At 31.4% G+C, this 14,234-nt stretch carries 10 protein-coding genes; 4 read left to right on the top strand and 6 right to left on the bottom strand.

Translation table 11 applies throughout. The features are described from left to right. Window positions 1–2 precede the first annotated feature (2 nt). From ACNQF8_RS13640 to tsaD, 6 genes are all read right to left on the bottom strand, one after another. Entirely contained in the window at window positions 3–1,094 is a 1,092-nt protein-coding gene (locus ACNQF8_RS13640) for an AI-2E family transporter (protein WP_417952133.1), read from the bottom strand. 76 nt (window positions 1,095–1,170) lie between these two features. Continuing rightward, window positions 1,171–2,118 (bottom strand): zinc metalloprotease, encoded by a 948-nt coding sequence (locus ACNQF8_RS13635; protein ID WP_417952132.1) that lies wholly within the window; start codon window positions 2,116–2,118, stop codon window positions 1,171–1,173. Between the two features lie 242 nt (window positions 2,119–2,360). After that, window positions 2,361–3,308 carry a zinc metalloprotease gene (locus ACNQF8_RS13630; RefSeq protein ID WP_417952131.1) on the bottom strand — a complete coding sequence of 316 codons (948 nt, stop codon included), beginning with the start codon at window positions 3,306–3,308 and terminating at the stop codon, window positions 2,361–2,363. A gap of 444 nt (window positions 3,309–3,752) precedes the next feature. After that, window positions 3,753–4,391, bottom strand: coding sequence for a DUF4159 domain-containing protein (locus ACNQF8_RS13625; protein ID WP_417953772.1), 639 nt, complete (start codon window positions 4,389–4,391; stop codon window positions 3,753–3,755). Window positions 4,392–4,409: 18 nt separating this feature from the next. Continuing rightward, window positions 4,410–5,120, bottom strand: a complete 711-nt coding sequence (locus ACNQF8_RS13620; RefSeq protein WP_417952129.1) for a 16S rRNA (uracil(1498)-N(3))-methyltransferase — start codon at window positions 5,118–5,120, stop codon at window positions 4,410–4,412. A 3-nt stretch (window positions 5,121–5,123) separates the two neighbouring features. Continuing rightward, window positions 5,124–6,146, bottom strand: a complete 1,023-nt coding sequence (gene tsaD / locus ACNQF8_RS13615) for a tRNA (adenosine(37)-N6)-threonylcarbamoyltransferase complex transferase subunit TsaD (protein WP_417952128.1) — start codon at window positions 6,144–6,146, stop codon at window positions 5,124–5,126. 225 nt (window positions 6,147–6,371) lie between these two features. Here tsaD and ACNQF8_RS13610 point away from each other — a divergent pair, with 225 nt between their 5' ends. From ACNQF8_RS13610 to ACNQF8_RS13595, 4 genes are all read left to right on the top strand, one after another. Further along, entirely contained in the window at window positions 6,372–10,778 is a 4,407-nt protein-coding gene (locus tag ACNQF8_RS13610) for a translocation/assembly module TamB domain-containing protein (RefSeq protein ID WP_417953773.1), read from the top strand. A 386-nt stretch (window positions 10,779–11,164) separates the two neighbouring features. Beyond that, on the top strand, window positions 11,165–12,151 hold the full coding sequence (gene pfkA, locus ACNQF8_RS13605) for a 6-phosphofructokinase (protein ID WP_417953774.1): 987 nt from the start codon (window positions 11,165–11,167) through the stop codon (window positions 12,149–12,151). 74 nt (window positions 12,152–12,225) lie between these two features. Next, the gene (gene gap / locus ACNQF8_RS13600) at window positions 12,226–13,230 is read left to right on the top strand and encodes a type I glyceraldehyde-3-phosphate dehydrogenase (RefSeq protein WP_417952125.1); all 1,005 of its coding nucleotides are present in this window, start codon (window positions 12,226–12,228) and stop codon (window positions 13,228–13,230) included. Between the two features lie 140 nt (window positions 13,231–13,370). Beyond that, window positions 13,371–14,222: an N-acetylglucosamine kinase gene (locus tag ACNQF8_RS13595; protein WP_282716405.1), complete on the top strand. Its 852-nt coding sequence runs from the start codon at window positions 13,371–13,373 to the stop codon at window positions 14,220–14,222. The last annotated feature ends 12 nt before the right edge of the window (window positions 14,223–14,234 follow it).

The raw sequence follows: 14,234 nt of genomic DNA, 5'->3' as shown, positions 1-14,234 counted from the left end.
AATTAAATATCTTTAGTTAATAGTTGAATGATTTTGTTGTCAGGAAAGAATTCTTTCCCAAATACTTTTAATATGGTGTACAAAGGAACAGCCACAATCATGCCTAATATTCCAAAAAGGAAACCTGCAATTAAGATGACAAGAAATATTTCTAGGGGATGTGAGCTAACGCTTTTGGAAAAAATTATAGGTTGCGATAGGTTATTATCAATTATCTGAACAATCCAAAAACCTATTAACACATAAATAGTTGTAGGTAAAATTTCAGATTGAAAATCACTTCCTAAATTACTCATCATAGTTAAAATTGCAGCTAAAAAAGAGGCGATTAATGGACCTATATAGGGAATGATATTTAGCACAGCACATAAAAAACCAATAACAATTGCATTTGGAACACCAAAAATAACTAGGACTATAAGGTATAAAATGAATACAATAAACAATTGAAGCAGTAAACCAATAAAATAACGAGACAGTAAATAATTTATTTTTTCCAATGAATTCAAAATTTGATCTTCATGACTGTCTGGAATTAATTTTTTAGCACCAACGATAAACATTAATCTATCTTTGAGAAAGAAAAAAGTAATAAATAATACTGAGCCTAATCCTACACCCAAACTACTAATTGTACCTAGAATTGTATTTAAAAAGTTAGGGATGAAATTAAAATTTATTTTAGAAGTAATGTTTGCTTCTTTTAAAACCTTTGCGGAATCAATTTGGTGATTGTCTAAAAATACCGTGATTTGATTGATTAACTGGACTATGTTTTTCTCAATTTCAGCAGTGTTAAGAAGTGATAGATTTTGTCCTTGAGATAAAATCAAAGGAACGAACATCATTATAAACCCAAATATGATTAGTATGAAAATAAACAAAGTTGCTATTGTTGCAAAAACATGGTTGAACTTCAATCGCTTTTTAAAAAAGTCTAAAATAGGATTTCCTATTAATGTAAGTATAAACGATACAACTAGATAAATTAGTACAGATTGAATTTGATAGAAGAAGAATAAAATTAAACCAACGAAAACTGTTGTTAATAATGCTCTGATAATGCCATTTGAAATGGTTTTAGATGTAATCATATCGCTATTTTAGGTTATAAAGATAAAAAAAACTCGCTAACTAGTAGCGAGTTTTAAAATCTAAAAAAACTAAAAATTATATTCCAAAACTAGCTCTTGATCCGCCAGAAACAAATAAAGCCGCCATTCTTGATTTTTGACCGTTAGAGAACATGTACATTCCTCTATCATCTGTGTAATCCATGTAGTTCATAGTCATTTCTACTGGAGTTCCAGTACAAGTGCTGTAATGTGGATACGCTGGAACACCGTAGTTAGCAGTATTGTGTGTAGGTGTGTCAGAAACTAAATCGCTTCCACAAGTTGCATCACCCCAAATGTGGCGTAAGTTCATCCAGTGACCAACTTCGTGAGTAGCAGTTCTTCCTAAGTTATAAGGATAAGTAGCAGTTCCGGTAGTTCCTACATATTTAGAATCAATAGCTACACCATCAGTTGAAGATGATCCTCCAGGAAACTGAGCATATCCTAAAATCCCGCCACCAATTGTACAAACCCAAAGATTTAATTTTGTAGTTGGAGATGTTGGAGCTAAACCACCTGAAGTAGTTTTTTTCATTGCATCTGTTGTTCCCCAAGATGTTTTAGTGGTTGATTTTCTAATTACTTGATCTAAAACAAAAGAGATACCTACATTGGCTTTAACTCCAGAAAATAATGTAGGAACACTAGTAAAATCGGAGTTAGCTGCGTTAAAATCTTTGTTTAATACATCAATTTGTGATTGAATTTGTGCTAATGAGATATTTTCGGCAGTAGTTCTGTAAAGAACATTTACAACCACAGGAATTTGAACTTTTCCGTTTACTAAACGGGCTGTTGACATTGCTTTTTGTGTGAATGCTTCAATTTCGTTCATTCTTAAGGCTAAAGTTGGGTCAGCCTTCATTTGTGCAGCTAACACCTCTTGAGATGCGCAACCACGTTTTGTAATTGCATCAGCTGAGGGAGTAATTTCTGTTGTTTCATTTTGACAAGAAAAAAGCATCAATAATGCTACAGCAGATAAAAGAATTTTTTTCATAATAAATTTGTTATAAATTAATGGTTTTGGTTAATTATGTAGCAATTTTATAACAAATTTTCCGAAAAACAAATTTTTTAAACATTTATTTAAAAAATAATTTAAAAAATGAGTTAAAATTATGCTTTTAGTATAAGAACATGAGATGGGTTAGTTTTACTATTTTAGAATAGAGTCAAAATATCTTAAAAAAAAAGAAGCGACTTATTAGGTCGCTTCTTTATATTGAGTTTGAAGGGGAATTATATTCCGAAACCTGCTCTTGCTCCACCAGAAACAAAAATTGCAGCCATTCTTGATTTTTGACCGTTAGAGAACATGTACATTCCTCTATCGTCTGTGTAATCCATGTAGTTCATTGTCATTTCTACTGGAGTTCCAGTACAAGTGCTGTAATGTGGGTAAGCTGGTACACCATAATTAGCGGTATTGTGTGTAGGTGTATCAGAAACTAAATCACTTCCACAAGTTGCATCACCCCAAATGTGACGTAAGTTCATCCAGTGACCAACTTCGTGAGTAGCAGTTCTTCCTAAGTTATAAGGATAAGCTCCTGTTCCAGATAATCCAAAATATTTAGAATCGATAACAACACCATCAGTAGTTGTTGATCCTCCAGGAAATTGAGCATAACCTAAGATTCCACCACCAATAGTACAAGCCCACATGTTAAGTTTTGTTGTAGGTGAAGTAGGATCTAAACCTCCTTGTTTTGTTTTTTTCATTGCATCTCTAGTTCCCCAAGATGATTTAGTAGTAGATTTTCTATTTACTGTTTCTAAAACGAAAGTAATACCCACATTTGCAGCAACTCCAGAGAATAAAGCAGGAGTACTACTGAAATCTGAATTAGTTGCATTAAAATCTGCATTTAATACATCAATTTGAGATTGAATTTGAGCATCCGAAATGTTTTCTGCAGCAGTTCTGTACAATACGTTTACTACAACAGGAATTTCAACTTTTCCGTTTACTAAACGACCAGATAGCATTGCTTTTTCAGTAAATGCTTCAATTTCGTTCATTCTTAAAGCTAAAGTTGGGTCAGCTTTCATTTGTGCTTCAAGAACTTCTTGAGATGCACAACCGCGACGTGCCAATACACTGGCTTCTGGTGCAACTTCTGTTGTGTCGTTTTGACAAGAGAAAAGCATCAATAATGCTACGGCAGATAAAAGAATTTTTTTCATAAAAAATTTGTTATAAATTAATAGATTTGGTTAATTATTTCACAATTTTATAACAATTTTTTCACAAAAAAAATTTTATTGAAAAAAAAATCTAAAAAAAAAACCATTCCATTGATTTTACTGCTTTTAGTTAATTTTAGGGGCTTATAATTTACAAGTACTTTCATACAATTTTTTTTTACCAAATTCCAGCAATCAAAATTGTAGAGATGATGTAGTTATTTAAGAGATAATCTGAGATTTAATAAAATAATATTGTAAATGTATATGAAATTGATGTTTTGTGTTTTTGCAGTAAAAAGCCTTTTTGTGGTTGTTGTTCTTGTTTTTTCAATAACTTTAAGAGAAATATATGATTATTGAAACGGTTTTATATAAAAATAGCCTATTCAAATCTAAATATTGAATAAGCCGTTTTAAAATAGAAATTGGCAGGCAGAATTCTTAATTATTAAAAATATAATTAAGGATATTAGCACCCATTTTTAGAGCTTTCTCCCTAACGTTAATTGGGTCGTTATTGACTTCTGGATCTTCCCAACCGTCACCTAAATCACATTCGTAGGTGTAAAGCAATACTAATTTGTTTTCAATAAATATCCCGAAGGCTTGTGGTCGTTTTCCGTCATGTTCGTGTATTTTTGGCAATCCGTTTGGGAATGAATATGGTTTTTGAAAAATGGCATGATTGGCAGGGATTTCGATCAAGTCATTATTTAGAAATATTTTTTTTATTTCTTTTCGAATATATTGGTCAATACCATAGTTATCATCAATATGGAGAAATCCTCCAGCGAGTAAATAATTTTTAAGATTATTCCTGTCAGCATCATTAAAGACTACATTTCCATGTCCTGTCATGTGAACAAAGGGATAGGAAAATAAATCAGGACTGCTGGGTTCAACGGTGGATGGTTTTGTTTTTATTCGGGTATTGATATTGGTATTACAATATTTTATCAAATTTGGTAAAGAAGTAGGATTTGCATACCAATCACCGCCGCCGCTATATTTTACCAAAGCAATTTCTTGCGAAAATGTTGGAATTGAAAACAATAACAGTAGATAAAATAGTTGTCTCATAATGATTTAAATCAGTTTTTATTCCTCCTCATTGACAAAAACTATGCTATGACAGGCTACAATAGCGGCAGTTTCAGTTCTTAATCTAGTATTTCCTAATGAAACAGGATTAAAGTTGTTTTCAAGAGCAAAAGCGATTTCTTTTTCAGAAAAATCACCTTCCGGACCTATGAGTAATGTCACATCTTCATTGGGCTTCAAAACTGATTTTAGTGTTTTTTTATCCGTTTCTTCGCAATGTGCAATCAGTTTTAAACCTTTTCTTTCAAGTTTAATAAATTCTTTGAAGGTTATGGCATCATTTAATTTTGGCAAATACAATTCATTAGATTGCTTCATGGCAGCTAATAAAATTTTATCAAATCGCTCGTTATTGATGACTTTTCGTTCAGAATGATCACAAATAATAGGTGTGATTTCGTGTATGCCTATTTCAGTTGCTTTTTCCAGAAACCATTCGTAACGATCATTCATTTTTGTAGGTGCTACCGCCAAATGCAAATGAAATTTTGAAGATGCTGCTTTTTCGAATGAAAGGATTTTAACGGTGCATTTGCTATCCGAAGCTAATGTTATTTCAGTTTTAAATAAAAATCCTAAGCCATTGGTTACAAATAATATATCAGTATCTTTCTTGCGCAGTACTTTAATAATATGTTTGCTTTCTTCTTTATCAAAAGAAAAGGTTTCTGTAGATTCAGTAATATTTGGATTGTAAAATAATTGCATAATTTATAATTGTATTCTTGCTTTAGAAACGACAGATGAAGTTTCAAATTTTTGAGATAAAAACTTTTGATAACCTACAATTCCAATCATTGCAGCATTATCGGTAGTGTATTCAAATTTAGGAATAAAGGTTTTCCAACCGTATTTATTCTCTGTTTCTTTTAATGTATTTCGGATTCCAGAATTTGCAGAAACTCCTCCGCCAATCGCAATTTGTTTTATTCCGGTTTCTTTTACAGCTAATTTTATTTTGTCCATTAAAATTTCAATAATGGTGTGTTGAATAGAAGCGCAAATGTCATTGAGGTTTTCGTCAACAAAATTTGGGTTTTCTAATTTTTTCTTTTGAATAAAATATAAAATTGCCGTTTTTAGACCTGAAAAGCTGAAATCCAATCCTGGAACTTTTGGTTTTGTAAATACAAAGGCTTTCGGATTTCCAAGTTGCGCATATTTGTCAATTAATGGACCGCCAGGGTAGGGAAGACCCAGTATTTTTGCGCTTTTATCAAAAGCTTCGCCAACCGCATCATCAGTGGTTTCACCAATTACAGTCATTTCAAAATAATTGTCCACTTTTATAATTTGAGTATGTCCACCGCTTATGGTCAACGCCAAAAAAGGGAAAGTAGGTTTTTCATATCCTTCTTCATCTATAAAATGGGCTAAAACATGTGCTTGCATATGGTTTACAGCAATCAAAGGAATTTGTAAGGCCAAAGCAATTGATTTTGCAAACGAACTTCCTACTAAAAGGGATCCCATCAGTCCAGGACCTTGTGTAAAGGCAATTGCCGATAGCTGTTCTTTTTGTATATTTGCATTACGAAGCGCGGCATCGATTACCGGAACTATATTTTGTTGGTGCGCGCGAGAGGCCAGTTCAGGAACAACGCCACCATATTGATTATGTATAAGCTGATTTGCAACAACATTTGACAACACTTTATCGTTTTGTAAAATAGCAGCTGCGGTATCATCACAGGAACTTTCGATGGCAAGAATAAAAACCTCGGGATTTTGCATAAAAAGGCACTAATTTTGAATTACATTTGACAAGTCGATTATAAAAATCACTTTGTAGCAGCCAAAATTAAAGAATTTTTATTTAAGGTGCTTCCGTTTCCAAAGGCAAAATGAAATATTAGAAAATTTAAATAGTATATAGGTATCAAAAAAATAAAAAAAATAGTATTTCGTTCTCTACTTGGACTAATCCTACTTTTGTTGGTACTCGGTATTGCTCTAACCATGCCATTTGTTCAAACAAAAATTGCTCAATACTTTACTAATAGTATCAACAAAGATTTTGGGACTAATATTAATATTGATGAAGTTGCCATTTCAGTTTTTGGAGGTGTAAAATTTAAAAAAGTATTGATTCGGGATCATCATAAAGATACTTTAATTTTTGCCAATAGAATTTCAACCACTATTTTGGAAGGTAAAAAAATGCTCGATGGAGATTTAATCTTTGATGATTTAGATTTGCATGGGTTGCTTTTTAATTTGAGAACGTACAAAAACGAAAAACAATCCAATCTCGATAAGTTTATTGCAGCTTTTGAAACAGGAAAACCATCAAGCAAGAAATTTTTACTAAAAGCGAATACATTAAAAATTTATGATGGTCATTTTATTTTGACGGATGATAATCGTGAAAATCCTAAAGATTTAGATTTTACTAAACTGAACGCTTCGGTAACTGATTTTAAAATATATGGCCCGGATGTTACCACAATGATTAATAAAATGTCATTTTTGGATTTTCGTGGTTTGTATGTTAAAAATTTAAGTTCCAAATTCAGTTATTCAAAAAAGAATATAAAACTGGAAAATCTTGATTTGTTGACTAAAGAATCAACCTTGAAAGGGACTGTTTTATTAAAATATAAAATTGAAGATTTTTCTAATTTTACGGATAAAGTTCAGTTTGATATAAAATTAGATGCAGCATCAATTGCTTCAAATGACATTCGTTATTTTTATAAAGAATTAGGCAGGAATCAACATTTTTATACCAAAGCAAGTATAAAAGGGACTCTGAATGATTTGAAATTTAAAAATTTAGAATTAGTTGATGATCGCAAGACACAAATTAACGGCGATATAAATTTCAAGAATTTGTTTGCCAAAAAAGGGCAAAAATTTTCGATGTATGCTAAGTTTGATAAGTTAACTTCCAGTTACGATGATTTAATCGTAATACTTCCCAATATTTTAGGGAATAAATTACCTACTTCTTTAAAAAAATTAGGGAGATTTACCGCTGCGGGAACGTCTAATGTTTCAACAACTGCTGTTGAAGCTGATTTTTCTATGATTACTGCATTAGGAAAAGTAACTTCAAATTTAGAAATACAAAATATCGATGTGATTGACAAGGCTTCCTATTTTGGGAATGTGATTTTAGAAAATTTTGATATTGGGACATTATTAGATCAGAAGGAATTAGGCAGTGTGAGTTTGAATATTGATGTAGATGGAAAGGGATTCAAGCAAAAATATTTGGATACTGCTATAAAGGGTGATATTAGTCAAATAGATTATAAAAACTACAATTATACTAATATTGTTGTCAATGGAACACTGAAAAGCCCCAATTACAAAGGTCAAATAACGGTAAATGACCCTAATTTGAGTATGACTTTTGACGGTTTATTGGATTTAAGTAAAAAAGACAGCCGATACGATTTTCATATCAATGTTGAAAATGCAGATTTAACTAAACTGAAATTAGTAAAAGATTCTGTTTCTATTTTTAAAGGGGATGTTGTAGTTGAGGCTTCTGGAAATAATATAGAGAATTTTCAGGGAAATGTATACATCAATAAAACCTCTTATCAAAATACAAAAGGCACCTACAACTTTGATGATTTTACAATAATTTCCAGTTTTGACCAAAATAGAATTAGAACTATAACGGTAAACTCTCCTGATATTGTTGAAGGTGAAATTGTAGGTAAATATGAATTCAATCAATTGGAGAATTTAGTAAAAAATTCTTTGGGAAGCCTTTATACGAATTTCCAACCAAGTAAGGTTAAAAAAGGGCAGTTTCTTAAATTTAATTTTTCGATTTATAATAAAATCATCGAAATATTTTACCCTGATATTTCAATCGGTTCTAATACAATAATCAAAGGAAATATAGATTCTGATAATCAGGAGTTTAAACTTAATTTTAATTCGCCACAAATAATAGCTTCTGATAATACATTTGATAATATTAGAGTTTCGGTAGATAATAAAAACCCACTTTATAATGCTTACATAGAATTAGATAGTATAAAAACGAAATATTATAAAATTCGTGATTTTAGTGTAATAAATGTTACAATGAAAGATACTTTGTTTTTTCGTTCTGAATTTAAAGGCGGATCTAAAGGGGAAGATTATTATAATCTGAATTTATATCATACGATTAATAAGGACAACAATAACGTAGTTGGTATCAGTAAATCAGAAGTGAAATTCAAGGATTATCTTTGGTTTTTGAATGAAGATGAAACGCCAAATAATCAGATTGTTTTTGATAAATCATTTAAAAACTTCGACATTGACAATATAATTTTGTCGCATGAAAATCAGTCTATTTCGTTAATGGGTGCTTTTAAAGGCTCAAATGTCAAGGATTTGAAATTAAGCTTTAAGGATGTAGATTTAAACCAAATTACGCCCGCCAATAATAAGTTTGTGGCGCATGGAAATATAAATGGCGAGGTAAATTTCAAGCAGAATAATAATATTTATCAGCCTACATCTTCTATAGTAATTGATAATTTAAATGTAAACAAAACAGATTTGGGTACTTTGAATTTTGAAATTGAAGGGGATGAAAGCCTGAGAAAGTTTACTATCAATTCTAATTTAGAAAATAAAAATTTAGAATCCTTTAATGCTAATGGAAGCTTTGAAATTGTAAACAAGGAAACCATACTTGATTTAAAACTAAAATTCGAAAAGTTTAATATTGCAACTCTTAACTCGCTTGGTGGGGAAGTTTTATCAAATATTAGAGGTTCTATATCAGGTAATTCCACGATTGAGGGAAATCTTAAAAAGCCCAATATTAATGGACGCTTATTTTTGGATGATGCCGGTATAACCATCCCGTATTTGAATGTTGATTATGCATTGAGCAACAATACAATTATTGATCTTACAGATGAGAAATTCCTATTTAGGAACAATACGCTTACGGATACAAAATATGGGACTGTAGGTAAATTGAACGGAAGTATTGAGCATAATAATTTTGCAGATTGGAAATTAGATTTAGCCATTAATTCCAAAAGGCTTTTAGCATTAGACACTCAAGATAGTGAAGATGCGGCCTATTACGGTACTGCTTTTATTGATGGTATTGCCACTATAAAAGGACCAACGAATTCTTTGTTTATAAAAGTTGACGCAAAATCAGAAAAAGGAACAGCTGTTAAAATTCCTATTAATAATGCCGAAAGCGTTAGTGATAATGTTTTTCTACATTTTGTGACTGCTCAAGAAAAATACAATTTAAAAAATGGGATTACGGATAATACCAGAAATTATAACGGACTGGAATTAGAGTTTGATTTTGATATTACTCCGGATGCCGAAGTAGAAGTGATTTTAGACCGAAATACGGGTCATGGAATGAAAGGAAAGGGTTTTGGATCTTTATTGTTTAAAATTAATACTTTAGGAAAATTTAATATGTGGGGAGATTTCCAGGCGTATGAAGGAACCTATAATTTTAAATACGGCGGATTGATTGATAAGAAATTTGCAGTTAAAAAAGGTGGTTCTATTTCTTGGGAAGGAAATCCGATGAGAGCGCAATTGAATCTAGAAGCAGTATATAAAACGACAGCAAATCCTGCCGTATTATTAGATAATTCATCTTTTAATACTAAAGTTCCTGTTGAAGTAGTTATTGGTATTCGAGGCGATTTGACCAGTCCGGAGCCTGATTTTAATATTGAATTTCCAACAGTAAGTAATGTTTTGAAATCAGAAATTCAATACAAGTTAAATGATAAGGATGTAAGACAGACTCAAGCCTTGTATTTATTATCCTCTGGTGGTTTTTTAAGTCCAGAAGGAGTGAGCCAATCTGATTTTTCAGGAAGCTTATTTGAAACGGCTTCAAGCATATTAGGCGGAATAATACAATCGGATGATGAGAAATTTAAAGTGGGTCTTAATTTTATTGGTGCAGACAGAAGAATAGGTAAAGAAACAGACGGGCGATTTGTAGCTACAATTTCATCAAAAATTAATGAAAGAATTACTATAAATGGAAAACTCGGTGTTCCTTTTGGAGGGATTAATGAATCAGCAATCGTAGGTGATGTTGAAGTTTTATATAGAGTTAATGAAGACGGAACACTTAATTTACGTCTTTTTAATAAAGAAAATGACATCAATTATATAGGTCAAGGAATTGGATATACGCAAGGTTTAGGGGTGTCTTATGAGGTCGATTTTGATACTTTCAAAGAGTTAGTCAATAAAATTTTTAAAAACCTAAAAATAGACCGAGCTACCGTGCCTGTTGCTGAAGATCAAGATTCTGATATGTCTCCGGATTATATTAATTTTTCTAAATCAAATAAATCTATCCCCAAAAAGATTAAGAAAAACCATGAAGGTTTGCTTCCTGAGGAAAACTAATAGTTGTTCTTTTATTATACAAAAGCTGCGATTTTTTGTTAATAATACGGTTTAATGTTGGCTTACGATAAGTAATTCCAATAGTCGGGTATTATATCAAATCACAATTATTTTTTAAAGTTTTCAGATGCAAACTCTCTTTTTGTATCTTAGTAACAAATAGTTAAAGTATTCTGTTGGTTTGCAATCAAAAAAACAAGCTAATTGTTAATTATCAAATAAAAATCGATTATTTTTCAATTTTGTTAAATAAAATCCTTTTTATTTTGTTTTTCCAAAAACTTATCAACGAAAACGTTTGAATTTGGAACGCTTTACTAATTTATTAAAAACACAGCTTTAAAAGTGCTGAATGTTTGCTAATTTTACACTTTAATACTTAAATAATGCCAAAAACAATAAAAAAAGTTGGCGTTCTAACTTCGGGAGGAGACTCACCAGGAATGAATGCAGCTATTCGATCAGTTGTTCGAACATGTGCTTATCATAATATAGAATGCATAGGAATTTATAGAGGATATCAGGGAATGATTGAAGGCGACTTCAAAGAAATGGGACCTCGAAGTGTAAACAACATTGTAAATAAAGGAGGGACGATTCTTAAATCGGCTCGATCTTTAGAATTTAAAACTCCAGAAGGAAGAAAAAAAGCACACGAAAATCTTACTAAAGCAGGAATTGATGCTTTAGTGGTAATAGGAGGTGACGGTACTTTTACAGGAGGTTTATTATTCAATTCTGAATTTAATTTTCCAGTAATGGGAATTCCGGGAACTATTGATAATGATATTTTTGGGACGAGTCATACTTTAGGGTACGATACGGCATTAAATACTGTAGTTGACGTAATTGATAAAATTAGAGATACTGCAAGTTCTCACAACCGATTATTCTTTGTAGAAGTAATGGGTAGAGATGCTGGTCATATTGCTTTGAATGCTGGTATTGGTGCAGGAGCAGAAGAAATTTTAATTCCTGAAGAGGATTTAGGTTTAGACAGATTATTAGAGTCACTGCAAAAAAGTAAAGCTTCAGGTAAATCATCAAGTATAGTTGTTATTGCTGAAGGAGATAAAATTGGGAAAAATGTATTCGAATTAAAAGATTACGTTGAAGCTAATTTGCCTGAATACGATGTTAGAGTTTCGGTTTTAGGTCACATGCAGCGAGGTGGTTCCCCTTCTTGTTTTGACAGAGTTTTAGCCAGTAGATTAGGTGTAAAAGCCGTTGAATCGTTATTGGAAGGAAAGTCAAGTTATATGGTTGGATTGCAAAATGATAAAGTAGCGTTAACGCCTTTAGAACAAGCAATCAAAGGAAAAACAATGATTGATAGAGAATTATTAAGAGTTTCGGACATTATGTCCACATAAGTGGTTAAAGTTTATTGTGAGGAAATTAGACTTTAGGTTGAGTTAATAAAAATAAACAAAAAAATTAAAGTAAAATGTCAAAAGTAAAATTAGGAATAAACGGATTTGGAAGAATTGGAAGAATTGTATTCAGAGAATCTTACAATAGAGATAATGTAGAAGTTGTAGCTATCAACGATTTATTAGATGTAGATCACTTAGCTTACTTATTAAAATATGATTCAGTTCACGGTCGTTTCAATGGAACTGTTGAAGTTATAGATGGAAAACTTTTTGTAAACGGAAAAAATATTCGTATTACTGCTGAAAGAAATCCTGCAGATTTAAAATGGAATGAAGTTGATGTTGATGTAGTTGCTGAATGTACTGGTTTCTTCACAACAATTGAAACTGCAACTGAGCACATTAAAGGTGGTGCTAAAAAAGTAATTATTTCAGCTCCTTCTGCTGATGCTCCAATGTTTGTAATGGGAGTAAACCATGAGGAAGCTCTAGCAACTGATATGGTTGTTTCTAATGCATCTTGTACTACTAACTGTTTAGCTCCATTAGCTAAAGTTATTAATGATAACTTTGGAATTGTTGAAGCGTTGATGACTACTGTTCACGCAACAACTTCTACTCAAATGACTACTGATGGTCCTTCAAGAAAAGACTGGAGAGGTGGACGTGCTGCTTCATGTAACATCATCCCATCTTCTACAGGTGCTGCTAAAGCGGTAGGGAAAGTTATTCCTTCATTGAACGGAAAATTAACAGGTATGTCAATGCGTGTTCCTACAACTGATGTTTCTGTAGTTGATTTAACTGTAAAAGTTGAAAAAGAAACTACTTACGAAGAAATCATGGCTGTATTGAAAAATGCTTCTGAAACTACAATGAAAGGTATTTTAGGATATACGGAAGATTTAGTTGTTTCTCAAGATTTCGTTTCTGATTCAAGAACATCTATCATTGATGCTAATGCTGGAATTGGATTGAACTCTACTTTCTTCAAAATCATCTCTTGGTATGATAATGAATATGGTTATTCTAGCAAATTAATTGATTTATCTGTACATATTGCAGGTTTAAAATAATTCTTTATATTTACAAATCCCGTTATATTATATTTAACGGGATTTTATTTTTTGTTCCATTTTTTAAATGCAAATTTTATACGGCACGTATTTTAAATTAGAAAAACAAAATACAAAAAAACCAAAAAAACCAAAAAAAAATGAGATTATTAGTTGATAGTGGTTCTACCAAAGCTGATTGGATAGCGATTGATGATGCCGGAAAAGTATTGTTTACCACACAAACATTAGGGTTGAATCCAGAAATTCTAGATGGAGATGAAATTATTGAACGTCTAAATGATCGTTTTGATATTTTGCAAAATAAAAAGGAGGCTACTCATTTATTTTTCTATGGCGCAGGTTGTGGAACAGATAGAATGAAAATTTCACTTTCACAAATTTTTCAAAACTATTTCCCTAACGCAATTATTGTAGTTGAAGAGGATACATATGCTGCAGTTTACGCTACAACTCCTAAAGGTGAAAAAGCTATTGTTAGTATATTAGGAACCGGATCTAACTGTAGTTATTTTGATGGAAAAGAATTGCATCAAAAAGTACAATCATTAGGTTATATCGTTATGGATGATTGTAGCGGTAATGTTTTTGGAAAAGAACTAATCAGAAAGTATTATTTTAATAAAATGCCAAAAGAATTGGCAGTAGAATTTGAGAAAGAATACGATTTAGATCCTGATGCTATCAAAAGTAAACTATACAAAGAAGCAAATCCTAATGCTTATTTAGCAACATTTGCAAAGTTCTTAATTCAACATAAAGATACTGAATTTTGTAAAAAAATAATTTTCAAAGGAATGAAGTCTTTTGTGAAAAATTATATTAAACAATATGATAATTGCAAAGAAGTACCTGTTCACTTTGTAGGATCTATTGCATTTTATTTGAAAGATGAATTGCAAGAGACTTTCGATAAGTATGAATTAAAATTAGGTAACGTACTTAGAAGACCTATTGATGGTCTTATAGCATATCATATTGCCAACAAATAAAAATCTAAATAA

The organism is Flavobacterium labens (genome assembly GCF_048286755.1).
In the GTDB taxonomy this organism is placed as follows: Bacteria; Bacteroidota; Bacteroidia; order Flavobacteriales; family Flavobacteriaceae; genus Flavobacterium.
This window is presented reverse-complemented; position numbering and strand designations above follow the sequence as displayed.